Raw genomic sequence first — 24,070 nt, forward strand, 5'->3', positions numbered from 1 at the left:
CCGCTCAGCGACTATAAGCATGCCCAACTCCCGGCTTGCGCCCTAGTTTAGTTGCCAGGCTCGGGCGGCTGCAGCACTACTCTCGTCCCTTCGCATTCCACGTTGGAAGCTCTATGGGGACCTATCTCCGAAGCCAGGTGCAGAGGTGGATCAAATAGCTGCACGATCGGGCCATCGCCGTGGGCAATGTGGGCCAGCAGCGCCGCCGTAGGCAGACCGTTCTGGCCGATCACAATCCCTAAGAAATTCCCCTCAGCCACCTCGATGGTCCCGTCCTCTAATTCGTACGTACATGTACCGGTTCCGTCACAGTTGGCGCCCAGCTCTTCTGGCCCGCCAATGTTGTGACATATACCATCCTTGGGAGGCGGTGGTACCGTTGGCCCAGCGGAGGCGGAGCCGGCAATGAAGGTCAGACCGACGCCCAGTACTACAGGGAACAGGGTTTTTGCTAATTTCGTCATTTGTTATACTCCTATTGAAGAACTATCCGGTTAATGTTGACGAGCCCCCTTCTCGTCCAGGCCTCTAGGCCTAGACTACTGCCGGTCGCGCCAGTTTCAGTTGCCTTCAGCACACCGTCAGTTCTCCCGCACTCGCCCGCTATGCGCCCACGGCGATCTGATAAAGTACCTTCGGCCATGACGATGCTCGCACAGAGGGCTAACCATCGCAGATCCGGAACGGTTGAGCTATTCCCCAAAAGGGGTATTTTCCAGGAGAACGGCCCCCACCCGCCCACTGCCCCCGCCGGGAAGAGGAAGTGCCGCACGGGCCAGTCGGCCAGGCGTGTTCGGGGGCCGCAATGCCACCCACGCGTACGGCGTTGGGGAGCCGAGGCGGTCGCGCATCGGCAGCGTTGCCGCGGACCGCTTCGCGAGGAAAATAGGGGCCGCGCGACCATTCATCCGCATCGTCGCGGGACCCATAGTCCGATGCGGCGCCCAGCGCTCGGGCGGAACCCGGGCCGGGTAGAAGAGAAGGCCGGCGGCCTTGGGTGCTTGGCGCCGCGCTACTTTTTGTCGGGCGTTTCGGCCAGCAGCTTATCGATCTCTTCTTTAATACAACGCGAACGGCTGGGCGCCCACCATCATTCTGACCAGATTGACACGGGTGCCGTCACTGATCCCGAGCAGCAGGGTCGGCGTGCCGGTGATCCCGAGCGACTGGCCTACGGCGATGCCGCTCCTGACCCTTTCGGCGTACTTGCCGCTGTCGAGGCATTTCTTGAAGGGTTCGACCTTGAGTCCGATGGCCTGGGCGTCCGCCAGCCAGCTTCTCCGGCGCCAGCGCCTGCTGGCTTGCGAACAACTTGCCGTGCATGTCCCAGTACTGGTCTTGCTCGCCCCGCACAATGCCCCGCCTCGACCGCGCGGACGGCAAGGCTTCCACCAAGCACCGGGCCCAGGAGCAGATAAGAATCAGGCCAGAGAAGTGCGTATGTGCATGCTGGTTTCTTATGGGTTCTTAAATTGGAAAACCGCGGAATGGGCCACGGTGTCGGGTTCCAGGTGCCCGTGCTATCCAGGCTGAGGTGGGCGCCGCTGTCAATGGGAATGCGGCTCACGCTCACAAACGCCGCGCCGAGAGCAACGAGAACCAGGGACAACCTGTCTCAGGCGCTGTCTGGCTGCCCGGCGAGCCGGCGCAGCACCACCAAGGTGCGGCGGCGGACGCCGAGCTTGCCGAAAACATTCTGGAGATGTTTCTTGACGGTGTCTTCCATGATCCCGAGTTGCCGGGCCATTTGCTTGTTGGTGAGTCCTTGGCTCAGAAGCCTGACGATCTGCTCCTCGCGTTTGGTGAGCCTGTCCGCGCTGCAGAGCCGATTGCTTTCCGCCTTTGCATCGCCAGGGCTGGGCGTCTCTAATAGGTCCGATAACGCCTGGGCCAGCAAACCGCGGGGGAGCCAGATGTCGCCTCGGCAAACGGCGCGGATCGCCTTCACATAGGTATCCGAAGGGCAACGGGTAAGCAAATAGCCATGGAAGCGATTGCGCAAAATCTCTTCGACCAAGCCAGGACAATCCTCATCCCACAACAGAAGCACACGAATTTTCCGGACCTTAGATCGGATCATCCGGAGCGACTCCAGACCGACCCGATCGAGTAACGCCTTATCCAGTAACAGCAGCGTAGGTTGCCACTGCTCCAGACACATGGGGAGGAGGACTGGATCCGCGACAGGCTCGCCAAGCACTTTGATGCCCTGCTCGCTCGCCAACCACGGGAGCAGTTCCTTAAGCAGACTCTCTCGGCTTGACGCAATTAATACGGTAATCAGATTGGGGTTACCGACCGTGAGGGATCCATCATTGCAACCGAAATATGCGGCCTGGTCTACCACCGCAACACCTGGGGGCGCCGCTCTTTCGTGACCCATTGCTGAGATCGCTGCATCCAGGCCGGTGGGTAGCTTGCTGGATACTACGCCGCCGTTGATAAGGCTGACAGGGTGCGAGAGTACCTGCGACGGGCCCCGCCGCTTGGATGTTCGCCGTTCACGATCGCGACGCTCGGCCAAGGGTAATTCGGGACGCGCGGAAGGCCCCGTGTTGAGTCCCGGTTTGCATTCTTCGGCGGCTAAGGCGCTGGTATCCAGTACAACTTTTTCGTTTTTTCCGTGCATCTTTTGCGGGCAAACGCCAACTGGTCGAGCAAAACGATTGCGTTGGGAATTCTCGCCAAACTGGGCAAGTTTCCCAATTTCTGTCGGCGGCGAGAAAGCTGGAAACCTTACCCGTTTTAGGTATAGTACATCTAAGTGGGGCAATATAGATGCCATACGATAGGGAGATAAAAGACTCGCTACCGGCCTGGCAAGGCTGCGTAATCTAGTGGGTAAGCGTTCCACTCGATTTCCGGAAGACATAAAAAACCAACTTAGGGATGTTCCCGCATGTCCTTTTCAAACTCCGATAGGCTGAATTTGAACGACGATCGCGCGAATAAGCGTTCCGCGTACTTTAGAAGCGGCTTTGCTTGATTCGGCAGTTTGATGCCGTAGTAGTGCAACCGCCAAAGCAAGGGCGCTATCGAACAGTCCACCAACGAATAATCGGCTGACATGAAATACTGGCGCTGCACGAAACTCGGCGCTATCACCGTCAGATTATCGCGCAGAGCCTTGCGTGCATTGGATGCCGCAATCTCATTCTTCCCGGTAACGCTGTCGATCCAGTGGTAAAGATCACGAAACACCCGATACCGAAACTGACGGTTATTGGCGCGCGCCACCGGATCGACCGGCAACAGGGGAGGGTGCGGAAAACGCTCGTCCAAATATTCCATCATGATCTGAGCGTCGTATAGCACAAGATCGCGATCGATGAGCGTCAGCACCGTGCCGTAAGGGTTAAGTTCGTTGAGATCTTCAGGCCGGTTATCCAGCCCGACATAGTTGATGTCGACGCTCACGTCTTTTTCCGCTAACACGATCCGAGCACAGTGTCCGATGGGATCCTTCGCCTCGCAGTAGAGGGTCATGACAGAGCGTCTGCCGGAGAGCACAGCCATCGGCTTACACCAACGAGCCGATATAATGAGTGAGGGTTTTAATCGGCAGCATGGCAAGGATGACTTATATATCTTTCCAGTACTCTTGTTTGAGCAAATACGCAATGGCCAAAAATACGGCGAGATATAACAACACACCAATGCCTACGTTCTGTCGCAAGGGCTTAACAGGTTCTGCAAGATAGGCAAGGAAACTGACTAGGTCTCGGACCATGTTCTTGTATTCACTGTCGGGTAAGCGGCCCGCGATGGCCATCTCCAGGCTCAGGCTATCACCTCGCCCTGCATTCTCAACCTGCTGAGCGAGCTGCCGCCACCCCTGATATTCCCATAATACATGCGGCATCGCGGTACCCCTGGCCTCGAGGTTGTTGACGCCCGTCGGCCGGCTCGGGTCGAGATAGAACGAGGTTAGAAACGCAAACAACCAATCCGGGCTCCGCGACCGGGCGATTACAGATAAATCGGGCGGAACGACTCCAAACCATGCTTCCGCGTCCACGGCCCGCATCGCAATCTCCATCGTATCTCCTATCTTATCAGTTACAAACATCAGCTTTTCAACCATCAGCGGCTCCGGAATAACCAGGTCGGAGGCAATTCTGGAAAAGCGCATATACGACGCGGAATGGCAACTCAGGCAATAATTCACGAATACTCTTGCCCCGCGTTGCAGGGACGCTTTATCGCGTATATCAATTTCAATCGGCTCCAAAGGCCGGGCCGCTTCGGCGAGGCTACACAAACCGAGTAGCGACGCACCGACGAGCGCTAGAGCCGCTGTCCGCAACTTCACGCCCTCAACTCAGGCGCTCTGGCACGGGCTTCGATTTATCCCACTTGGTATAAAACGGCATGAGCAGGAAAAACAGAAAGTACAATGTCGAGAAGATCCTGGCGAGCAAGGTATAAATACCCGTTGGGTTTTGCGTCCCCAGATAACCCAGTCCGATAAAGCTGATCGTGAAGAGGGCCAACGCCGTTTTGTATAAGGGGCCGCGGTAACGGATCGACTTGACTGGACTTTTATCCAACCATGGAAGTAAAAATAGTACTACTATAGCCAGGGTCATGGCGAGAACACCGAGAAGCTTATCCGGAATGGCGCGTAAGATCGCGTAAAAAGGCGTGAGATACCACAGCGGAGCAATGTGCTCCGGCGTCACGATCGGATTGGCCGGCTCGAAGTTATTATGCTCCAAGAACCAGCCGCCCATCTCCGGTATGAAGAATACCACCAGCGCAAACAAGATCAGGAACACGATGATTCCGATGAGATCTTTTACCGTGTAATAAGGGTGAAACGGGATGCCATCGAGCGGGATACCTTTTGCATCCTTCCGGTACTTTATCTCGACGCCATCGGGATTATTGGACCCGACCTCGTGCAGGGCTAGGAGGTGAACCACCACCATGCCGATCAGGACCAGGGGAACCGCAATGACATGAAACGAGTAGAATCGGTTCAACGTGGCGTCGGAAACTTCATAGTCGCCCCGGATCCACAAGGCGATATCTTCGCCGATCACGGGAATGGCGCCGAATAGCGAGGTGATGACCTTGGCGCCCCAATAGGACATTTGCCCCCAGGGCAGGAGATAACCGAAGAAGGCCTCGGCCATGAGCAAGACATAGAGTGTCATGCCGATCAACCACAGAAGTTCGCGCGGGCGTTTATACGAGCCGTATAACAGCGCCCTGAACATGTGCAGATAGATCACGATGAAGAACGCCGAGGCTCCGGTCGAATGCATGTAGCGAATTAGCCAGCCCCACTCGACATCGCGCATGATGTATTCGATCGAAGCGAACGCCTGGCCGGCATCGGGTTTGTAGTACATCGCCAACCAGACCCCCGTGATAATCTGGATGAAGAGGACGAGCAGCGCGAGCGAACCGAAGTAATACCAGAAGTTAAAATTCTTTGGCGCATAGTATTTCGCCGCGTGCTCGTTCCAGAGTTTGCTCAGCGGAAATCGCGCGTCGACCCAATCAAGCAATCGCGACCGGCGCCCGCTACGGCTGCTCATGCCACGCCTTTCTCATCCGCCCCGATCACTAAGCGAGTCGCACTCAGATATCGGTGGGGAGGCACGACAAGATTACTCGGGGCCGGGAACCCTTTCTCGACGCGCCCGGCGAGATCGAACCGCGAACCGTGGCAAGGACAAAAGAAACCGCCTCGCCAATTCGTCCCGAGCTGCGAAGATAACTCCGACGATTCCCCCGCGGGAACATAGGCCGGCGAGCACCCGAGGTGGGTGCAGGTCCCGATGAGCACCAGATATTCGGGATTTATCGACCGGTGGTTATTCGCCGCGTAAGCGGGTTGTTGCGGCTCCTCGGAGGTGGGATCAATCAGTTCTTCCTGGTGTCCGCTGAGAGCCGCCAGCGCCTCTTCTGAACGGCGCAGCACCCACACCGGCCTACGTCGCCACATCGCCCGCATCAACTGACCGGGTTTGAGATGGCCGATATCCACTTCGATGGGCGCGCCTTCGGCCAGTGTCTTGGCGCTCGGCTGCAAGGAGGCCACGAAAGGCGTTGCAGCCAAAACCACGCCCGTGCCGCCCACGACCGACGCCGCCGTGGTAAGAAATCGGCGCCGCTTGCAATCTATCTCGTCATCGCTCACATGCCATCTCCGAATACTGGGAAACCGCCGTTCAGATGAGGCGAATTATACATAACCAACGCGGTTGTGGGGTTTCACAAAGTTGCTCAATTCGCAGAGGTGCATTGTCAATGCCGCATAAAACGCCTCGTTTTCCTCATGCCGGCCGATCGTCACCCGCAGACAGTCCGCGAGGAGCGGATGCTGCCCGTTTAAATTTTTTACAAGTATGTTCTGGTGTCTAAGCCCATTGAATACCCGATCGGCCCGGCCGGGTATGCGTAAGAGCAGGAAATTCGTGCGGCTGGGCCACACCTGTAGGCCTCGCATCGCAGCTAGCGCTTGATAGAGCGCCTGACGTTCCGAACATATCCTCGCAATCTGGGCTGCGAACACCTCGGCGTGCGTGAGCATGAACGCGCCGCTCGCTTGTGATAAAGAATTCATGTTGTACGGCAATCGGGTCTTATTGATCTCAGTAAGCCATTCCGGCGCTCCGATCAGCATGCCGATGCGTAGGCCCGCCAGTCCGATCTTGGAAAGGGTGCGGAGTATCAGTACTCGCGGGTGACGCGATAGTTCATCAAGCCAGGTCCCGCCAGCGAAACTAAAGTAGGCCTCGTCGATCAAGACTAAACCGGGGCTAGCGGCAATGATCTCCGCCATGAGCTCGCGATCGAAGAGATTTCCGGTGGGGTTGTTGGGGTAGCTCAAAGCAACCACGGCCGGCTGACGACCTTGGATTGCGCTGAGCATCGCCGCGCCATCGAGATCAAAATTCGGGCTTCTCAACGGCACTCCGACATACTCGAGGCCCGTGATCTTGGCGATCAGCCGATACATGGCAAACGTGGGTTCGGGCGCTACCAAGCACCGGCCCGGCCCTCCCACGGTTAACCCAACCATTTGGATAAGCTCATCGGAACCGTTACCGAGCAGCAAATCCAATCCCGAGGGCAGTTCCAGGTACGTCGCGAGGCGATCCTTCAAGGCGCAGGCTTTGCCGTCGGGATAGCGGTTCAGGAGGACATGGCGGAGAACCTCCAGCCACGCGCCGGCGAGCTCCTCGGGCCAGCAGTAAGGGTTCTCCATGGCATCGAGCTTGATGCATCCGTGGGCCTCGGGGACGGCATAGGCCGCAAGCTCCCGCACCTCGGGGCGGACCCAGTCGTCGATCCGCGCCGGGTTCATCGCTCCCGGTGCTTGCTCGGTGCAGCGCTTCATCAGCGCTCGGGCAGGATGCGGTACTCGGCCGAGCGGGCGTGCGCCGTAAGCCCTTCGGCACGCGCTAATACGGCGGCCGTGCGGCCTAGCTTGCTTGCCGCCGGCGCCGGGCAAATGATCAACGAGGACCGCTTCTGAAAATCGTAGACGCCCAGCGGCGAGGAGAAGCGCGCCGTGCGGCCGGTCGGCAACACGTGGTTGGGGCCCGCGCAGTAGTCCCCAAGCGCCTCCGCCGCGTAGGGCCCGACGAAAATCGCCCCCGCGTGCTTGATCTTCGCTACCCATTGCTCCGCATCCGTCAGCGCCAGTTCAAGATGTTCAGGCGCGATACGGTTGGCGAGATCAATTGCTTCCTGGATGTCCCGTACCTTGATCAAAGCACCTCGGGCGGACAAGGCCGCCTCGATAATCGAAGCGCGCTCCATCGCCGGGAGCTCACGCTCTATGCTCGCCGCGACCGCGTGCAAATACGACGCATCGGGAGAGAGCAACAATGCCTGGGCTTGTTCGTCATGTTCCGCCTGCGCGAAAAGGTCCATCGCCATCCACTCGGGGGGCGCCGCGCCGTCGGCGACGATGAGCACCTCCGAGGGCCCGGCGATCATGTCGATGCCAACCTCTCCGAACACCACCGCCTTTGCCGCGGCAACATAACTATTCCCCGGCCCGACGATCTTATCGACTCGTGGGATGGTCTCGGTCCCATAGGCGAGCGCCGCAACCGCCTGCGCCCCACCCACGGTGAACACCCGATCGACCCCTGCAATGGCGGCCGCCGCGAGTACGATCGGTTCGAGTTTGCCCTCGGGCGCGGGCACCACCATGACGATCTCGGTCACGCCCGCGACCTTAGCGGGAATGACATTCATCAGAACCGACGAGGGATAGGCCGCTTTGCCGCCGGGCACATAAACGCCGGCCCGATCCATCGCTGTCAGGCGCTGCCCCAACACTGTTCCATCGTCCTCCCGATAGCTCCAGGAAGCCTGTAGTTGCCGCTCATGATAGCGGCGAATGCGGTCGGCCGCCGTCTCGAGGGCATCCCGTACGCGCGGCTCACAGGACACAAGCGCGTTGCGTAGCCGCTCGTCGGAGAGCGCGAGATCGCTCGGGCCAGCCACCGGACGGCGGTCGAACTTTACGGTGTATTCGATGAGCGCGGCATCGCCTCGCCGGCGCACATCGTCGACGATCGCGCGCACGTTCTCGGCGATCTCGCGGTCGGCTGAACTATCGTGGCCTAATAGGGCGCTAAGCTCATCATCAAACTGCGGGTCTGCCGTGTCTAGACATCGAATTTTCATAAGCAAGACTCGTTAGCAATCACTCATAGGGCCAGCTTGCGATCCGTCGCGGTCTTATCCACCGCCTCCGCAAGCTCCGCGATGAGCGCCTTCACCGCGGTGTTTTTCACCTTCATCGCGGCTTTGTTGATTATCAGCCGCGCACTGATCTCCGCAATCGTCTCCAGCACCACCAATCCGTTTGCCTTGAGCGTGTTGCCGGTATCGATTAAGTCCACGATGCAGTCGGCCAATCCAACCAAGGGCGCGAGCTCCATCGATCCATAAAGATGTATAACCTCGACCTGGTCTCCCTTCTGCGCGAAATGCCGGCGCGTCGTCTGCACGTATTTCGTCGCGACGCGCAGCCGTCCGGCGCGCGGCAGAGCTTCGGCCTTCCCCGCGACCACGAGCTTGCAGCGTGCGATATCGAGGTCCAGCGGCTCATAGAATCCCTCGCCCCGGTATTCCAGCAACACGTCCTTTCCGGCAACGCCAAGATCGGCGGCGCCGTAATTGACATACGTGGGCACGTCCGCGGCGCGGACGATCACCAAGCGTAGCCCCCGATCCTTGAGCGGGATCACGAGACTGCGCGAGGTCTCCGGGTCCTCGGCGGGTTGGATTCCCATGCGATCGAGGAGGATGCGGAACTCCGAGAGGATGCGGCCCTTTGACACCGCGATGGCCAACGTCGATCCCCGATCGACGCCCCGAACGCATCCTGCTTGAGGCCCCATTTCAACCACTGGAAGTGCTAGCGCTTCTTAATTCGGTACGCGACGGATGCGAGCCCCGAGCTGAGCCAGCTTCTCCTCGATGGTCTCGTAGCCTCTGTCTATGTGGTAGATCCGGTCCACCACGGTTTCTCCCCGGGCCACCAAACCAGCAAGCACGAGACTCGCGGAAGCCCGCAGATCGGTTGCCATGACGGGTGCGCTCGCAAGCTGCTTAACGCCGCAGGTAATTGCGGTATTGCCCTCCAAGCGGATGTTTGCGCCCATGCGTTGGAGCTCGAGCACGTGCATGAAGCGATTCTCGAATACCGACTCCGTGATGGTCGCGTTGCCTTCGGCTATGCAATTCATTGCCGTAAACTGCGCCTGCATATCGGTCGGGAACCCTGGATACGGTGATGTGTAGATATCGATAGCCTTTGGCTTCCCGTTTGCCATGCCAAGCGTTATCCAATCGGGGCCGGTCTCGATTTCCGCCCCGGCCTCGGCTAATTTCGTCAACACGGCTTCGAGCAAATGCGGGCGGGTGTTTTTCAGTTTTACCTGCCCTCCCGTCATCGCCGCCGCAGCGAGGTAGGTGCCCGTTTCGATGCGGTCAGGCATGATATTGTATTTGGTGCCATGGAGGCTTTCCACCCCTTCTATGACAATGGTATCGGTGCCTGCGCCGTCAATCCTGGCGCCCATTTCGATGAGACAGTTCGCTAAGTCCACCACCTCCGGCTCGCGCGCCGCGTTACCGATCACGGTGGTCCCCTGCGCCAGCGTCGCCGCCATCATCAGATTTTCGGTACCGGTTACGGTCACCATGTCCAGCATGAGGTGCACGCCCTTGAGCCGGTTAGCGCTGGCCCGAACATAGCCGCCTTCCACCGAGATCTGCGCTCCCATGGCGCTCAAGCCGTGAAGGTGAATATTGACCGGCCGAGAGCCGATCGCGCAACCGCCCGGCAAGGAGACATCGGCGCGGCCGTAGCGCGTCAGCAGCGGCCCCAGGACTAAAATCGATGAACGCATGGTGCGGACCAGTTCATAAGGAGCGAAAAACTCCTTGATGGTGGTGGCATCCACCTCGATGTTCATGTGCTCATCGACCATGAGATCGATCCCCATGCGGCCCAGTAACTCCATGGTCGTGGTGATGTCGCGGAGGTGGGGAACATTTCCCACCGTGACGGGGCTGTCCGCGAGCAAGGTCGCCGCAAGGATAGGAAGCGCGGCGTTCTTCGCGCCCGAGACGCGGATCTCTCCTTGCAGCGGCACGCCTCCCGTGATTATGAGCTTATCCATGTCAGCGCATGGTGCGTGGGATGTGCTCGCAGTTAGCGCGCATCGTGACGTCCCCTTTAGCCGAGACGGTACGGTGAGACGCCCGACGCTACGGCGGCCTCGAGGCTGCCCACTCCTCGGGTGTGTAAGTGCGCATCGATAATGCGTGGATCTCGGTTTCCATTTTGGTCCCGAGACCGGCATACACCAAGCGGTGGCGTTGCAGCGCCGCGAGGCCTCCGAAGGCTGGACTGATGATGCACGCCTGAAAGTGCCGGCCATCACCGTCCACGATCGCTTCCGTGTGAGGGATCGCCGACTCGATAAGTGCTTTGATTTGTTGTGGCGTCACGTTGCAAATATGCGTACGGTGTCCCGCCCGCGTAATTTGGCTTCACCGTACCGGGGACGGATTCTGTCCTTTAAATGCCTCGGCGGGCAATACCTTATCCACCCCGCAGATCTTTGCAATCGCCAGCATGCGGGCCGGGATGTTTTGAAATCGAAGCGCTACCTTGTGCCGGCGGCCTTCCCGGGCCCAATTGACTAACAGCGCAAGCCCGGCGCTGTCGATCCTTGCCACCGCTTTTAAGTCCACAACAACCGAGGAATCGGTGAACATCCCGGCGCCTCGATCGAGGATGCTCGGAACCGTCCCGATGTCCACATCTCCCGCCAGGGACCAACTTCCTTTAGCCTCGTGAGCGAGCGCTATCCCGCGGTTGGAGTTACTTTTTTGCGTTCTTCGTTTCAAGACTCTTGATAAGGCTATCGATCCCCGTTTTACGGATCTCGGAGGCGAACGATGCGCGATAGGTCGCCACCAAGCTTACCCCGTCCACAGAGATGTCGAATACTTTCCAGGCGTTGTCTTTAACATGCATGCGGTAATGAATGGGAACTACGGCGCTGCCAGGCTGTTTTATTTCGCTGCGCACGGTAACCAGCGTGGCATCCGATTCCGCCCGCACCGGGAAATAGCGTGTTTCACGATCGGCATACTCGAGGAGCGCCGTCGCATAGGTCTTCACCAGCAATTTGCGAAACTCCTCGACGAAACGTGACCGCTGCGCCGCATCGGCGCTGCGCCAATGCTTGCCCAGCACCCACTGGGACATACGCGCAAAGTCAAAGTGCGGAATGATCAGTTCATCGACAAGCTGGTGCAATCGCACCGAATCCTTGCGCAATACGGCGCGCTCGTTTTTTACCCGCGCCGTGACCTGGTCCGCCGTGCGTTTCACTAGCTCCTCAGCGTCTTTCGCGACGGCCGCGAGTGCTAACGCACACCACGCGAAACAAATCAAAGAGACAACAAGTCGTATACGCTTCATGATGCCTAATCTCCCGCCTCAACGGTATCCCGAGTCAGTGGCGTTGTTCGTACCGAATCCTGGTCGACCTATCCCACGGGCCGCCGTTTATAAAATAAGCGGCCGCCCGCATACCTGCAATCAACGGCCTTGGACCGCGACCCGGAACCGAGTGAACTGAGCCCACTCTGGGTCAAACGTCGCTAGATGCGTGTAACACGGCCTTCGAGCTCTTTCCTCTTGTTCGATTACGAATTTGAGATTGTACAGCAATCGATCCCGCTAAACCCCATGTTTCCGTTTCAATCCCGATGGCCTAAAGCGGGTTACAGCGAAGCGCGCGCTTTCAGTGACAAGTAGGCGTTCACAACCCCGTGCGCAAGCTCGCGCGGCGCCTCCTCGAGGCTCAGGACCCCGTGGCTGCCACCGCGCGCAGCGACCGGCCACGCTCTCCCTAACCGCGACGGCGGCTTACGCCGAACCCACCTATGATGCGATCCACCCCAGCTAAGCGCAGCGCTTAGGGCGCTTGCGGCGGCGGAGTCGGTTCGCTCGGAGCCGCGCCGCGAATGAGTTCTTTCGCCTGCTCCAATTTCACACGGTCCCAGGCTGAGATGATGTCTTTCAAACGCCCTACTGTATCGGCATCCATCTCCGTGAGATCACCCGACGCCGATTTTCGTGCAACGGCGTCCTTTTCCGAACTCCCAGCCTCGGCGGCGGTTGAATCGGCCGCCGCAGTCTCGGCCTCTCCCTCAGCCGAAACCTCAAGGGCAGTCGTGGCGGCGTGCGCAGACTCCTGCGCTTGGAATGCTTGGCTTCGAAGCTCATCCCGCGTACCTTCCGGCACAACGATGGCAGTGTCATCGATGACCTTGCCTCTCTTGAAGACAAGTACGCGCGGCCCACCCTGGGAACTCCGATACCAGGTGGGGGGGGTGCCGGAAAGTTGCGTATTCCCCGAACTTGGGTTGATCCATTGGTACATACGCGCCTGCGCCGGTATGACGGCACATAGTACGCCGGACAAAACAACGCATGCTGTTTGGCTCTTCATGTTCTCGCACCTAACCGGATCATGGCGCGGTTACCGCCAAGCGGTTACCGCCAAGTATAGCACCAGTTTGCAATTTGCTCCTATAACTCCAGGTGTTGTAAACACGATGCCTGGCGATGACCGATACCGATCTCAGTCTCATCGCCGCCACTGAGCCAGATCTCCCGCGTAGGGTCGTGATAGTATATACGGCATGGCGGCCTACCATGTCAGACTCGGCGTGGCACCTCGAGTTTAAGCAGCGCTTGATCGAGTGTCGGCGCTGTCCGCGCCTCGTCGCCTACCGCGAGGGGATCGCGCGCACCAAGGTCAAACGGTTCCAAACAATCGATTACTGGGGCCGGCCGGTACCGAGCTTCGGTGATCCGGACGCGCGCCTCTTGGTCATTGGACTCGCCCCGGCCGCACACGGTGGTAATAGGACTGGACGCATGTTCACCGGCGATCGCAGCGGCGATTGGCTCTATGAAGCGCTTTACGGTGCGGGCTTCGCCAATCGGCCGACCTCAACGCAACGCAACGACGGCCTCGCGCTGCGCGACTGTTACATCACGGCCGCTATTCACTGCGCGCCGCCCGCAAACAAACCCTTGGGCGAAGAATCCACGGCCTGCCGGCCGTACTTGTTGCAAGAGCTGCAACGGCTAGAACAAGTATGCGCGGTCATCGTACTCGGCCGCAGCGCGCTCAACGCTTATATCAACGCGCGTCGAGCGCTGGGGCTTCCGGTACCGTCACCCGTGCCGGCATTCGGCCATGCTCGCTGCCACGGCATCGACGGCTTGACGATCATATGCTCCTACCACCCGAGCCAGCGAAACACCTTCACCGGGCGCCTCACCCGCGAGATGTTTCACCAAGTATTTCAGTGCGCGCGCGCCGCGCTCGACGCAGCGCCGGCGATCGGAAAAAGGGCGGGGAAAAGCCCCGCCAAACACTCAACGCTGGGAGCTTAACCCTGCACGGCGATTTTGCGCGGTTGCACGCGTTCGTGCTTCGGGATCACGATCTCAATAACACCATTCCGGCCGGTCGCCTGGATGTCAGCGCCGAAGCGCGACGCGAACAAACGACTCATCTCATTTTGAACTTGATTCAATGGCTCCAAGGCTCATAACGTGTCACTAACATAGTCTTTCTCCATCAAGCTGTCTGTTGCAGTGTTATTACGGCTTGGCGGAGATATATGGCCGCTCTTGGGTATTTTAAGGGCGACGCTCCCGGCTTTCTTGATAAAGCGGTGGCGGCACGTGCAGCCCGACGAACGGAGAATCCTTCGCTACGTTTATTTTTAGAGCCGATAGGCCATGGTGGTCATCACTTTCGAGGCGGCCGTCATGAGCATTTTGATGACTTCAGGCAGATCCGCGGCGCCGGTTTCGATGGCGACCGTGGCATGGTGTGCTTCATCCCTTTTCATCCGCTTCAGGATGGCGCGGCTGCGGACGTCGTCTGGCGGTAATTTATGTAGGTGCTCCTCCAAGTGCCGAACGACCTGGCGCTCGGTCTCGGCGATGAATCCGAGGCTCCACCGGTCACCGGCGATACCGGCTGTGGCACCGATCATAAAGGACCCGAAATACCAAAACGGATTCAGGAAGCTCGTGCGTCCTCCAAGCTCACGCAAGCGCTTTTCGCACCAATAGAGGTGATCGTTTTCTTCGCTGGCCGATTTTGCCATCGTCTCCCGTACCGCCGGATCGCGGGCCGCAAGCGACTGGCCATGGTACAAAGCCTGTGCAGCCACCTCGCCCGCGTGGTTTACGCGCATCAGTCCTTCCGAGCGAAGGCGATGCTCCTTCGATGAATCGAGTTCGCGGAGATCGGCGCCGGGCACCGGCGCCCCCGAGCTTTCCTGGACGCTAAAGATGGTTCTTATCGCCTTATCGAGATTGATCAGAACGCTATCGAGAAAAGAATATTTGCGGCCTTCCATTATTGTCGAGAGTAGATGAGATCCGCCGGGATTCTAGCATAAGCATCACGCGGCTTGGCGTTCCGCGGCTCATAAAAGGCCCCTTGATGCGTCGGCCGGGCAAGCGGCGTTTGCTAGGCCCGGGTCCGATGCTTCGCGACCGCATCAAGGGTCAGGACAAAGGATTAGGAGGCGTTGACATTCGTTAGCGAGAACAGCGACGCACGCTATAAAGCACGAAGCAAGCGGCAAAACCACGCGCGTGCCAATTCCCCCCTCCCACCAATCGCAGGCATTCAACAAACCTTGCCCTTGCGGGGGGCGTGCGCCCCTGTCATCTCACGGGGCTGCTAAAAGCGCCTCTCCATTGCCACCTATGTCGCATACCCATCGCTGTTCCACCAACAACCTGCAAAACGAATGTCAACGCAGCCTGAGACTACGCGCGGCCGGTCACAACGTCTGTCGGTAGAAGTTCGATTTTTGCGTAGGTCAACGTACGGCAATGGTCCGCGTTTGTCCTACGCTGCGCCCTTAAGGCGGACCAGGGAAACACGGCTACGCGACCAAGCCGTGCTTCACGCAGTAATAAGTTAACTCGGCGCTGGTCCGTAGACGCAGTTTTTCCAGGATGCGCACCCGGTAAGTGCTGACGGTCTTGACGCTGAGATGCATCAGTTCCGCGATCTCGCTTACGGTATTTCCGGCGGCGATCAGACACATCACCCGGTACTCCTGTTGCGACAAGCGCTCGTGGGGCGCTGCTTCGGCACCACCGGAGATCTCGGTAATTAGCCGTTCCGCCAAAGATTGCGTGACATAGCGGCCGCCCGCGAGAACCCGCTTAACCGCCGTCACCAACTCCTCGGGAGCTCGATCCTTGGTGAGATAGCCCGCGGCCCCGGCTTTGAGCGCGCGCACCGCAAACTGCTCCTCGGCGTGCATGCTGAGCACAAACACCGGGACCGCCGGGAGCGCCCGCTTGACCCGCACCAGTGTTTCCAATCCGTCACCTCCCGGCATGGATACGTCGAGCAGCACTAGATCCCAGAGCCCGGTACGCACGAGCTGTTCGACCTCCTGGCCGGTAGCGGCCTCCCCGACATCTGAATCCGGGAACGCCTCCCGGAGCAGGTCGCGGATCCCGCGACGCATCAAAGGATGGTCATCGGCGATCAAAAACTTCATCATCGCTGCCCGTCCCGAGCGCGGTGCGCTGGCCGCGCGCGCTTTGGGCGCGTTGGTGAATTAAGAGAGGGGGCTAGCATTCGCGTGAAGCCGCCGCCGCTACGGCGAGGGTCTGATTGGAAAGGTAACGGTTAATGTCGTCCCCGGCGGACCGCCGATGGTCAGCATCCCGCCGAGTTCCCGGGCCCGCTCCTCGATACCGAGCAGCCCAAGTGAGCGCCGCGGCTCGCGTTCAGACGGTTCAATCCCGCGTCCGTCGTCTCGGACCTCGAGTCGCGCGCTGCCTTCCGAGTGGTCCATCCGCACCCGGACGCGGCGCGCATGGGCATGGCGGGCGACGTTGGTTAGGGCTTCCTGGGCGATGCGGTAGAGCGCGGTGGCCTGGGCCGGCGTCAAATCGACTGCCGCATCCAGGCTCGGCTCGACGCCGATCCCCGTGCGTTCGTTGAACTGCCGGAGCAGGAGATCGAGGGCCGGAACCAGACCGAGGTTGTCGAGCACCGCCGGTCGCAGCTCGGTGGCGACGCGGCGCACCAGGCTCACGGTCGCGTCGACGTGCCGGGACATGGCGTTGAGACGCTGCGCTATCCGTTGGTCACTGGCCTCGTGATCTTCGATCCGGCGCTGTATCCAGGCAATGTCCATCTTGATCCCGGTCAGCGACTGTCCAAGTTGGTCGTGGAGTTCGCGCGCGATTTGAGTACGTTCTTCCTCGCGGCTGAGATTGAGATACTGCACCAGGTTGCGCAATTGCGCCCGGGATGCGGCAAGCGCCCGCTGGGTGCGCCGCCGCTCAACGATATCGAGGGCGATGCATACCGCGCCCTGCAGGCTGCCGTCGCGAGCACGCAAGGGAGCGGCGGAGAACAACACCGGGATGCGTTGTCCATCCTGGCGATAATAATAGGTCTCCTGTTCGGTCACGCCGGTAAACAGGAACTCCAGTGTGAGCGCGGTATCGTTTAAGCCCAGGACGCGCTGAATCGAGGAGCCCGCCAAATCGCGCTCCGAATAGCCCAAGAGCGAGCAGCTTGCGGGATTGACCGTTTCGATGACGCCCGTGGGCGAGACCACGATCAGCGACTCGGACATCGAGCGGATCACGTTATCGAGATAAGTCCGGGAGACGGCGTTGCGTTCGAGAACCTCGGCCATCTGATTAAACGCGATCACCAACCGCCCGAGCTCGTCGTCGGACTCCGATAGTACCCGTCGCGATAAGTCGCCGGCCGCCAGCGCCTGCGTCGCGGCGAGGAGCGAGCGTACCCGCCGGGTCACGCTGCGCAGGGTCAGGAATCCAGCGGCAACGCCCGCCAACAACGCGCAGAGGCGGAAGGCCGAACCCAGCGCGCTGAACTCATGGGCGTACCAGTAGACGACAAGGTCGCTCATCAGGAATAGAGCGATGATTACGCCCATTCCGAGCGCCAGTCTTCCTCCAATGGTCCAACGCATCGTCTGTGCTATGCCCGTTGCGGCCGGCCCGTTCTTATCCTCCCGGCTATCGCAAGCTGGTTGTTATTGACAGCAATAAATGCAAAAACTACGATTGATAGGTTTTGAAAGCAATAAATTTATGAAGACCTTTAACGCTAAGCCTTCGGACATAGAACGCAACTGGTACGTCGTCGACGCCCAAGGCAAGGTGTTGGGACGTCTCGCAAGCGAGATTGCCAAACGGCTGCGAGGTAAGCATAAACCCATATATACACCGCACATGGACACCGGCGACTACATCATCGTAGTTAATGCCGAAAAGATACAGGTCACGGGAAACAAACCCCAGGGGAAAATCTACTACAACCATTCCGGTTACACCGGGGGTCTCAAGTCGACAAGCTTCGACAAGCTCCTCCGGCGCGCGCCGCACCGCGTCATCGAGCGCGCGGTCAAGGGCATGCTCCCGAAGGGCCCTCTCGGACGCGAGATGTTCCGCAAACTGAAAGTGTACCCGGGGCCCAAGCACAAGCACAGCGCCCAGCAACCTCTAATCTTGGAACTATAACGATGTCAGCTCAGATCTATCGCGGCACCGGCCGCCGCAAAAGCGCGACCGCGCGAGTATTTGTTAAGCCCGGCGACGGGCAGATTACGATCAACAAGCGTAGCTTGGACAATTATTTTGGGCGCGAAACGTCGCGCATGATCGTCCGCCAACCGTTGCAAACGGCGAACTTGGACGGAAAATTCGACCTCTTCATCACCGTGAAAGGCGGCGGCTCGTCGGGACAAGCAGGCGCGATCCGCCATGGCATCACACGAGCGCTCATCGAATACGACGATAACCTAAAGAGTTCCCTGCGCCGCGCTGGTTTCGTAACCCGCGACGCGCGCGAGGTCGAGCGCAAAAAGGTTGGGCTGCATAAAGCGCGTAAACGGCCGCAGTACTCGAAACGTTAAGTTCCGGGGCTTCCCCTGGGGGATCGTCTAGCGGTAGGACTACGGACTCTGACTCCGTCAACCTAGGTTCGAATCCTAGTCCCCCAGCCAAACGTTCTGACGGCGGATCCAAGCGACCCTCACGGCAAACCGTTTGCGCGAGCACTGATAAAAAAACACCCTCGCATCCCTTCGAGGGTGTACAGTGCCGGATCGCGGGGAGGGGGATCGGACCCGGCTCCTGCCCGAGATGTATCGGCAGGATGCGGTGGACATTTACCGCTGCATCATAGCCAACCGCGGCGTTGCTGAAAATCGCTAGCCGATCAGGTACAGTTGCGCCCTCATTGCGTCAAGTAGTGATTGGAAACTAGCATGCGGCCCGAGTATTTCATTGCGCCTTCCATCCTCGCCGCGGACTTAGCTCGACTCGGGGAGGAGGCTGTCCGCGTCATTGATGCCGGCGCCGATCTTATTCATTTCGACGTGATGGATAATCACTTCGTACCCAATCTAAGCTTCGGGCCGTCCGTTTGTGAAGCGCTTCGAGGTTACGGTATGAGGGCGCCCATCGACGTCCATCTCATGATTAGCCCCGTGGACCGCATCGTCTCCGCCTTCGCGAAGGCCGGCGCAAACTATATCACCTTCCATCCCGAAGCCAGCGAGGATGTGCAGCGCACGCTACACCTGATACATGAGGCCGGTTGCAAATCGGGTGTCGTGCTCAATCCGGCGACACCCCTCGATGTTCTTTCGCGCGTCCTCGACAAAATCGAAATGGTACTGCTAATGTCCGTCAACCCGGGCTTCGGCGGACAGGAGTTTATCGAAGCAACCTATGCCAAAATCAGCGCGGCGCGTTCCGTCATCAAAGCGTGTGGGCGGCCGATCCGTCTCGAGGTGGACGGCGGGATTAAGGTATCGAACATCGGAAAAATCGCGGCTGCCGGCGCCGACACCTTCGTCGCGGGAACCGCCATATTCGGGAGCAATGATTATCGCGCCACGATAAAGACCATGCGCGCGGAGCTGGCGATGACGGCTCAGGTGTAGCGCGGATGTCTTTACCGAAACCGGAGCTGGTGGTGCTGGATCTCGACGGCACGCTGGTCGATAGCGCCCCCGACCTCGCTTACAGCATCGACGCGATGCTGATCCAGTTGGGACTGCCGCCGCAAGGCGAGGATCGGGTAAAGACCTGGATCGGGAGCGGGGCGGAACGCTTGGTTAAACGCGCTCTCACGGGAGATCTGTATGCCGAACCCGAGGAAGCACTTTTCCAAACTGCCGTTGCGCTCTTCTCGGATATTTATGGGCAGAACACATGCCGGCGAAGCCGCCTGTACCCAGGCGTACGCGAAGGGCTCGATTATCTCCTCGCAACGAACCGCAAGCTTGGTTGTGTCACCAATAAACGCGAGCGGTTCACGCAACCACTTCTGAAATCATTGGGGATCTTCGAGAATTTCGCGGTCGTGGTTGGCGGCGACAGCTTGGCCGCCAAGAAACCCGACCCGCTGCCTCTTTTACACGTCGCGAACGCAACCGGGGTCGCCGCGGGAAGAAGTCTAATGGTCGGGGATTCGGTCAACGACGTAACAGCCGCCCGTGCGGCCGGGTTTTCGGTGGTCTGCGTGCGCTACGGATACAATAACGGCGAAGACATTGCGGACACTCGACCGGATGCCATCGTTGACTCGTTGGCCGAGCTGGTAACTTTGATCTAACGGCGGCTCGCGAAGGACGATGGATCCCAACGATTTTACCCGCTTAGCAAAGGACGGCTATACGCGGATCCCCGTGATGCGAGAAATCCTCGCGGATCTGGATACCCCGCTCAGCGCTTACTTTAAGCTCGGGGATAGAGCGCATTCTTATCTATTTGAATCCGTGCAAGGCGGCGAACAATGGGGCCGTTACTCCTTCATCGGGCTGCCGGCGCGGACGGTAGTGCGCGTGAATGGTCATGGAGTGAAGGTGGAAACGGACGGCGAAATGGTGGAGCAGACGATCACCGCGGACCCCCTGGGATGGATCGACCAATTTCGCGCGCGCTTTCGCGTTCCGCAAGTCCACGGCCTACCGCGATTCAGCGGCGGGCTCGTCGGCTACTTCGGCTACGACACCGTGCGTTACGTCGAGCAGCGCATCGGCAACACGCGCAAGCCCGATCCGCTCGATTGCCCGGATATTCTCTTGATGGTATCCGAGGAGATTTTGGTTTTCGATAACCTGCGCGGCAAACTCTCTCTGATTGTCCATGCCGATCCATCGCAACCGCTCGCCCTCGAACGCGCGCAAGAACGCATCGATGAACTCGTCCGCGGTTTGACCGGCGGTCAGATGAGTTCGAGCCTTCCAGCGGCGCCAAGAACCGTGCTCGAAAAGGATTTTCTTTCAAGCTTTGAACGCCAGAAATTTGAGGCCGCCGTCCATCGCATCAAGGACTATATCCTCGAAGGCGACGTGATGCAGGTGGCCTTGTCTCAGCGCCTGTCGGTGCCTTTTCACGCCCGCGCCACTGATCTCTACCGCGCCCTGCGCTGCCTCAATCCTTCCCCCTACCTCTATTTTTTGAACCTCGGCGATTTCTTTATTGTCGGATCCTCGCCAGAGATCCTGGTGCGCTTGGATGACGGTACCGTCACGGTCCGGCCGATTGCCGGGACCCGGCGCCGAGGCCGCGATTCAGAGGAAGATCTCGCGCTCGAGCAGGAGCTCTTGCGCGATCCTAAGGAGCTTGCGGAGCACCTCATGCTCATCGACCTCGGGCGCAATGACATCGGACGAGTGGCGCGGATCGGGACGGTGCAGGTCACGGATCGAATGATGATCGAACGCTACTCGCACGTCATGCATATCGTATCAAACGTCACGGGCCGGCTCGACACCCACGAAAGCCCCATTGACGTACTGCGGGCGACCTTTCCGGCCGGCACCGTGAGCGGCGCACCCAAGGTAAGGGCGATGGAAATCATCGACGAGCTAGAACCGGTGAAGCGTGGGGTTTATGCGGGGGCCGTCGGCTACCTATCCTGGAGCGGTAACATGGATCTAGCGATCGCGATACGTACTGCATTGATCAAAAACGGCATGTTGCACGTCCAGGTCGGTGCCGGGATTGTCGCCGATTCCCAACCGGCCCTGGAATGGGAAGAAACCCTCAATAAAGGCCGCGCCATTTTTAGCGCGGTGGCGATGGCAGAAGCGGGCCTCAACAAAACAAAATCTGGGAAATCATAAGGTGGCGTTGGTTCGGGCAACGACCAAAAAAAATCGGGAGACCGGTTGCCCGGCCTCCCGACACAGGAGATATTCAAAACTACGAGGCTGGGAGCAAGATAATACTTCCGCCCTTTCCTGTAGATTAACGATTGATTAAATTTTTGTAATCTTGCTCCCGGACCTAACGCCTTCTCGCCAAGGGTGGCAACCTACATCAACACCATGCATTAGCGCCGTTAACTAACGGTCTTCGCGATCATAATACCAAACGCCGAGCTCTTCTTGATATGCGTATTCTCCTCATCGAAGACGATCGCGACACTGCGGCGTACCTGACGAAAGGCTTGCGTGAAGGCGGCTATACCATCGAACACGCATCCGAGGGGCGCGACGGACTGTTCTTGGCCACGAGCGAAGACTTCGATTTACTGATCGTCGATCGTATGCTCCCGGGTTTAAACGGTCTCGCGGTAATTGAGGCCCTACGGGCACAAGGAAAGAAAGTGCCCGTCCTCATCCTCAGCGCGCTGGCGCAGATCGATGACCGTGTGCGCGGCTTGCGTGCGGGCGGCGATGATTACATGACCAAACCGTATGCGTTTTCGGAGTTGCTCGCGCGTATCGAGGCGCTGCTAAGACGCGGTCAGTCCGCGGTGCCTACGACCAAGCTGGGATTCGCGGACTTGGAAATGGATCTGCTGACGCGCACCGTCACGCGCGCGGGTCGCAGGATCGATTTACAAGCGCGGGAATTTCGCCTCCTCGAGTATTTGCTGCGTCACGCAGGTCAGGTGGTGACACGAACGATGCTCTTGGATGGCGTCTGGGACTACCACTTCGACCCGCAAACAAACGTCATTGACGTACATATCAGCCGCCTGCGCCAAAAAATAGACAAAGGCTTCGCGACACCGCTGTTGCACACGATCCGGGGCGCGGGTTATTCCTTGCGTGAAGACACTTAGGCTACTCCAGACCACACTGTTCCGGCTGTCGGTCGCCAACATGGCCGCCTTCGCGGCATCGGCCGGCGTGCTGCTCCTGTTCATTCACGATGCGACCGTGGCGTTCATCGATCGAGAAACAAACGCCACGATCGAAGCAGATTACCGAGGGCTGGCGGAGCAGTACGCGCGGCTAGGACTCAGTGGATTGGCGCGGGTCATCACTGAACGCTTGAACGGCGATACCCAGACGGGGGAGCTGTACCTGCTGATCGATGTTTACCATCGGCCGGTGGCCGGGAATCTCGCCCTCTGGCCCACGATTGACTCAAACGCGGACGAATGGATCCAGTTTGGCGTGGAAATCCCGGAAGCGTCGGGTCCCGTGATGCACGCGGCGCGCGCGAAGATCTTCGATCTCGCCGACAGCCATCGCTTGCTCGTCGGCCGGGATATTGAAGATCGGGTTGATTTTCAAGGTACGCTTACGGTATTCCTCGTCGCCTCGCTCGCGATATTCGTCGTGCTCAGCGGCATCGGGGGCATCCTTACCGGCCGCAATATTCTCGGGCGTGTGGACGCGATCGCCCGTACCACCCATAGCATCATTCGAGGCGATCTGAGCCAGCGCTTACCGGTGCAAGGGATCGGCGATGAATTCGATCGCGTAGCGGAAAGTGTCAATCAAATGCTCAATCAGATCGAGCACCTGAGCACGGGAATGCGAACCGTCATCGACAGCGTGGCACATGATCTGCGGGGCCCCATCACGCGCCTTCGCAGCCACGTAGAACTGTCCTTTAGCAATCCTCCTAGCATCGATTCCTATCGGCAGGCTCTCGACACGGCCTTGACGGAAACCGAGCGCCTGCATCACACCGTGAACACTTTGCTGCATATTGCCCAGGCCGAGGCGGGCACGCTTGCAATTGATATGGAGCGGGTCGATCTGTCTGCCGTTGCCCGCGACGTTGCGGACTTATATCAGCCTCTGGCAGAAGAGCGCGGGTTACGCTTATCCATGGATGCCACGGCGAATGCTCATATCCCGGGACACCGCGAGTTACTCTCCCATGCCGTCGCCAATCTCATCGACAACGCGATTAAGTATACGCCGCGAGGCGGCGCTATCGGCCTGACGGTTTGGGCCGAGGGGCAACGCGCCACGGTCACCGTAGCGGACACCGGACCGGGCGTCTCCCCCGAGGATCGTGAGCGCGTTCTACAGCGTTTCGTGCGCCTCGAAGCCAGCCGCACGACCTCTGGCAGCGGCTTAGGTTTGAGCCTCGTCGCGGCGGTCGCACAACTGCACGAGGCGGAACTGAGGCTCAGCGATAACGCGCCGGGTCTGCGCGTCGATGTGATTTTCCCCACGGCCGCCGGAGTCTGAAAGGGCTTTTCAG

General features: G+C 59.2%; 26 protein-coding genes and 1 tRNA gene. 9 read left to right on the top strand and 18 right to left on the bottom strand.

What is annotated here, in order from left to right:
• Positions 1 to 47 precede the first annotated feature (47 nt).
• The 15 genes from M3436_01010 to M3436_01080 all read right to left on the bottom strand — a co-directional run bounded on the left by M3436_01010 (position 48) and on the right by M3436_01080 (position 13,013).
• On the bottom strand, positions 48 to 464 hold the full coding sequence (locus M3436_01010) for a hypothetical protein (GenBank protein MDQ3562760.1): 417 nt from the start codon (positions 462 to 464) through the stop codon (positions 48 to 50).
• 594 nt (positions 465 to 1,058) lie between these two features.
• The gene (locus M3436_01015; protein MDQ3562761.1) at positions 1,059 to 1,355 is read right to left on the bottom strand and encodes a DsbA family protein; all 297 of its coding nucleotides are present in this window, start codon (positions 1,353 to 1,355) and stop codon (positions 1,059 to 1,061) included.
• A 260-nt stretch (positions 1,356 to 1,615) separates the two neighbouring features.
• Positions 1,616 to 2,629, bottom strand: a complete 1,014-nt coding sequence (locus M3436_01020; protein MDQ3562762.1) for a DNA-binding response regulator — start codon at positions 2,627 to 2,629, stop codon at positions 1,616 to 1,618.
• A 254-nt stretch (positions 2,630 to 2,883) separates the two neighbouring features.
• Complete coding sequence (locus M3436_01025; protein ID MDQ3562763.1) at positions 2,884 to 3,516, bottom strand: glutathione S-transferase N-terminal domain-containing protein; 633 nt, start codon at positions 3,514 to 3,516, stop codon at positions 2,884 to 2,886.
• A gap of 64 nt (positions 3,517 to 3,580) precedes the next feature.
• Entirely contained in the window at positions 3,581 to 4,231 is a 651-nt protein-coding gene (locus M3436_01030; protein ID MDQ3562764.1) for a cytochrome c1, read from the bottom strand.
• 85 nt (positions 4,232 to 4,316) lie between these two features.
• A complete protein-coding gene (locus M3436_01035) occupies positions 4,317 to 5,546 on the bottom strand; it encodes a cytochrome b N-terminal domain-containing protein (protein ID MDQ3562765.1) in 1,230 nt (409 codons plus the stop codon).
• A complete protein-coding gene (gene petA, locus M3436_01040) occupies positions 5,543 to 6,151 on the bottom strand; it encodes a ubiquinol-cytochrome c reductase iron-sulfur subunit (protein ID MDQ3562766.1) in 609 nt (202 codons plus the stop codon). The genes M3436_01035 and petA overlap by 4 nt, the downstream gene beginning before the upstream one ends.
• A gap of 45 nt (positions 6,152 to 6,196) precedes the next feature.
• Complete coding sequence (gene hisC / locus M3436_01045; protein ID MDQ3562767.1) at positions 6,197 to 7,321, bottom strand: histidinol-phosphate transaminase; 1,125 nt, start codon at positions 7,319 to 7,321, stop codon at positions 6,197 to 6,199.
• A 32-nt stretch (positions 7,322 to 7,353) separates the two neighbouring features.
• Positions 7,354 to 8,658 carry a histidinol dehydrogenase gene (gene hisD, locus M3436_01050; GenBank protein ID MDQ3562768.1) on the bottom strand — a complete coding sequence of 435 codons (1,305 nt, stop codon included), beginning with the start codon at positions 8,656 to 8,658 and terminating at the stop codon, positions 7,354 to 7,356.
• A 23-nt stretch (positions 8,659 to 8,681) separates the two neighbouring features.
• Positions 8,682 to 9,377: an ATP phosphoribosyltransferase gene (gene hisG / locus M3436_01055; GenBank protein ID MDQ3562769.1), complete on the bottom strand. Its 696-nt coding sequence runs from the start codon at positions 9,375 to 9,377 to the stop codon at positions 8,682 to 8,684.
• 27 nt (positions 9,378 to 9,404) lie between these two features.
• Positions 9,405 to 10,664 carry a UDP-N-acetylglucosamine 1-carboxyvinyltransferase gene (gene murA / locus M3436_01060; GenBank protein ID MDQ3562770.1) on the bottom strand — a complete coding sequence of 420 codons (1,260 nt, stop codon included), beginning with the start codon at positions 10,662 to 10,664 and terminating at the stop codon, positions 9,405 to 9,407.
• A gap of 88 nt (positions 10,665 to 10,752) precedes the next feature.
• Positions 10,753 to 10,995 carry a BolA family transcriptional regulator gene (locus tag M3436_01065; GenBank protein MDQ3562771.1) on the bottom strand — a complete coding sequence of 81 codons (243 nt, stop codon included), beginning with the start codon at positions 10,993 to 10,995 and terminating at the stop codon, positions 10,753 to 10,755.
• A gap of 42 nt (positions 10,996 to 11,037) precedes the next feature.
• Entirely contained in the window at positions 11,038 to 11,397 is a 360-nt protein-coding gene (locus M3436_01070) for an STAS domain-containing protein (GenBank protein ID MDQ3562772.1), read from the bottom strand.
• The gene (locus tag M3436_01075; GenBank protein ID MDQ3562773.1) at positions 11,372 to 11,977 is read right to left on the bottom strand and encodes an ABC transporter substrate-binding protein; all 606 of its coding nucleotides are present in this window, start codon (positions 11,975 to 11,977) and stop codon (positions 11,372 to 11,374) included. The genes M3436_01070 and M3436_01075 overlap by 26 nt, the downstream gene beginning before the upstream one ends.
• Before the next feature lie 499 nt (positions 11,978 to 12,476).
• Positions 12,477 to 13,013 (bottom strand): hypothetical protein, encoded by a 537-nt coding sequence (locus M3436_01080; protein ID MDQ3562774.1) that lies wholly within the window; start codon positions 13,011 to 13,013, stop codon positions 12,477 to 12,479.
• 206 nt (positions 13,014 to 13,219) lie between these two features.
• Between M3436_01080 and M3436_01085 the strand changes: the two genes are divergently transcribed.
• The gene (locus M3436_01085) at positions 13,220 to 13,969 is read left to right on the top strand and encodes a uracil-DNA glycosylase (GenBank protein ID MDQ3562775.1); all 750 of its coding nucleotides are present in this window, start codon (positions 13,220 to 13,222) and stop codon (positions 13,967 to 13,969) included.
• Between the two features lie 335 nt (positions 13,970 to 14,304).
• Here M3436_01085 and coq7 read toward each other — a convergent pair whose 3' ends face one another.
• The 3 genes from coq7 to M3436_01100 all read right to left on the bottom strand — a co-directional run bounded on the left by coq7 (position 14,305) and on the right by M3436_01100 (position 17,571).
• The gene (gene coq7, locus M3436_01090) at positions 14,305 to 14,949 is read right to left on the bottom strand and encodes a 2-polyprenyl-3-methyl-6-methoxy-1,4-benzoquinone monooxygenase (protein MDQ3562776.1); all 645 of its coding nucleotides are present in this window, start codon (positions 14,947 to 14,949) and stop codon (positions 14,305 to 14,307) included.
• 537 nt (positions 14,950 to 15,486) lie between these two features.
• Positions 15,487 to 16,119 (bottom strand): response regulator transcription factor, encoded by a 633-nt coding sequence (locus M3436_01095; protein ID MDQ3562777.1) that lies wholly within the window; start codon positions 16,117 to 16,119, stop codon positions 15,487 to 15,489.
• A 96-nt stretch (positions 16,120 to 16,215) separates the two neighbouring features.
• A complete protein-coding gene (locus M3436_01100; protein ID MDQ3562778.1) occupies positions 16,216 to 17,571 on the bottom strand; it encodes a PAS domain S-box protein in 1,356 nt (451 codons plus the stop codon).
• Positions 17,572 to 17,692: 121 nt separating this feature from the next.
• On the opposite strand from M3436_01100, the gene rplM reads away from it, so the two are divergent.
• The 8 genes from rplM to M3436_01140 all read left to right on the top strand — a co-directional run bounded on the left by rplM (position 17,693) and on the right by M3436_01140 (position 24,057).
• Complete coding sequence (gene rplM, locus M3436_01105; GenBank protein MDQ3562779.1) at positions 17,693 to 18,121, top strand: 50S ribosomal protein L13; 429 nt, start codon at positions 17,693 to 17,695, stop codon at positions 18,119 to 18,121.
• 2 nt (positions 18,122 to 18,123) lie between these two features.
• Positions 18,124 to 18,516 (top strand): 30S ribosomal protein S9, encoded by a 393-nt coding sequence (gene rpsI / locus M3436_01110; GenBank protein ID MDQ3562780.1) that lies wholly within the window; start codon positions 18,124 to 18,126, stop codon positions 18,514 to 18,516.
• A gap of 16 nt (positions 18,517 to 18,532) precedes the next feature.
• A tRNA-Gln gene (locus tag M3436_01115) sits at positions 18,533 to 18,606 on the top strand.
• A 264-nt stretch (positions 18,607 to 18,870) separates the two neighbouring features.
• A complete protein-coding gene (gene rpe / locus M3436_01120) occupies positions 18,871 to 19,551 on the top strand; it encodes a ribulose-phosphate 3-epimerase (protein ID MDQ3562781.1) in 681 nt (226 codons plus the stop codon).
• A gap of 5 nt (positions 19,552 to 19,556) precedes the next feature.
• Positions 19,557 to 20,225 (top strand): phosphoglycolate phosphatase, encoded by a 669-nt coding sequence (locus M3436_01125; GenBank protein ID MDQ3562782.1) that lies wholly within the window; start codon positions 19,557 to 19,559, stop codon positions 20,223 to 20,225.
• 19 nt (positions 20,226 to 20,244) lie between these two features.
• A complete protein-coding gene (trpE, locus tag M3436_01130) occupies positions 20,245 to 21,741 on the top strand; it encodes an anthranilate synthase component I (protein MDQ3562783.1) in 1,497 nt (498 codons plus the stop codon).
• 269 nt (positions 21,742 to 22,010) lie between these two features.
• Positions 22,011 to 22,688 carry a response regulator transcription factor gene (locus M3436_01135; protein ID MDQ3562784.1) on the top strand — a complete coding sequence of 226 codons (678 nt, stop codon included), beginning with the start codon at positions 22,011 to 22,013 and terminating at the stop codon, positions 22,686 to 22,688.
• Positions 22,675 to 24,057 (top strand): HAMP domain-containing histidine kinase, encoded by a 1,383-nt coding sequence (locus tag M3436_01140; GenBank protein MDQ3562785.1) that lies wholly within the window; start codon positions 22,675 to 22,677, stop codon positions 24,055 to 24,057. Before M3436_01135 ends, M3436_01140 begins: the two co-directional genes overlap by 14 nt.
• Positions 24,058 to 24,070: the final 13 nt, after the last annotated feature.

The organism is Pseudomonadota bacterium, from assembly GCA_030859565.1.
Classification (GTDB): Bacteria; Pseudomonadota; Gammaproteobacteria; order JACCXJ01; family JACCXJ01; genus USCg-Taylor.

Coding starts and splice junctions, on each gene's coding strand:
- M3436_01010 (MDQ3562760.1), bottom strand. CDS start 464: ATGACGAAATTAGCAAAAACCCTGTTCCCTGTAGTACTGGGCGTCGGT.
- M3436_01020 (MDQ3562762.1), bottom strand. CDS start 2,629: ATGCACGGAAAAAACGAAAAAGTTGTACTGGATACCAGCGCCTTAGCC.
- M3436_01025 (MDQ3562763.1), bottom strand. CDS start 3,516: ATGGCTGTGCTCTCCGGCAGACGCTCTGTCATGACCCTCTACTGCGAG.
- M3436_01035 (MDQ3562765.1), bottom strand. CDS start 5,546: ATGAGCAGCCGTAGCGGGCGCCGGTCGCGATTGCTTGATTGGGTCGAC.
- hisC (MDQ3562767.1), bottom strand. CDS start 7,321: ATGAACCCGGCGCGGATCGACGACTGGGTCCGCCCCGAGGTGCGGGAG.
- hisD (MDQ3562768.1), bottom strand. CDS start 8,658: ATGAAAATTCGATGTCTAGACACGGCAGACCCGCAGTTTGATGATGAG.
- hisG (MDQ3562769.1), bottom strand. CDS start 9,377: ATGGGGCCTCAAGCAGGATGCGTTCGGGGCGTCGATCGGGGATCGACG.
- murA (MDQ3562770.1), bottom strand. CDS start 10,664: ATGGATAAGCTCATAATCACGGGAGGCGTGCCGCTGCAAGGAGAGATC.
- M3436_01075 (MDQ3562773.1), bottom strand. CDS start 11,977: ATGAAGCGTATACGACTTGTTGTCTCTTTGATTTGTTTCGCGTGGTGT.
- M3436_01080 (MDQ3562774.1), bottom strand. CDS start 13,013: ATGAAGAGCCAAACAGCATGCGTTGTTTTGTCCGGCGTACTATGTGCC.
- M3436_01085 (MDQ3562775.1), top strand. CDS start 13,220: ATGTCAGACTCGGCGTGGCACCTCGAGTTTAAGCAGCGCTTGATCGAG.
- coq7 (MDQ3562776.1), bottom strand. CDS start 14,949: ATGGAAGGCCGCAAATATTCTTTTCTCGATAGCGTTCTGATCAATCTC.
- M3436_01095 (MDQ3562777.1), bottom strand. CDS start 16,119: ATGATGAAGTTTTTGATCGCCGATGACCATCCTTTGATGCGTCGCGGG.
- M3436_01100 (MDQ3562778.1), bottom strand. CDS start 17,571: ATGCGTTGGACCATTGGAGGAAGACTGGCGCTCGGAATGGGCGTAATC.
- rplM (MDQ3562779.1), top strand. CDS start 17,693: ATGAAGACCTTTAACGCTAAGCCTTCGGACATAGAACGCAACTGGTAC.
- rpsI (MDQ3562780.1), top strand. CDS start 18,124: ATGTCAGCTCAGATCTATCGCGGCACCGGCCGCCGCAAAAGCGCGACC.
- rpe (MDQ3562781.1), top strand. CDS start 18,871: ATGCGGCCCGAGTATTTCATTGCGCCTTCCATCCTCGCCGCGGACTTA.
- M3436_01125 (MDQ3562782.1), top strand. CDS start 19,557: ATGTCTTTACCGAAACCGGAGCTGGTGGTGCTGGATCTCGACGGCACG.
- trpE (MDQ3562783.1), top strand. CDS start 20,245: ATGGATCCCAACGATTTTACCCGCTTAGCAAAGGACGGCTATACGCGG.
- M3436_01135 (MDQ3562784.1), top strand. CDS start 22,011: ATGCGTATTCTCCTCATCGAAGACGATCGCGACACTGCGGCGTACCTG.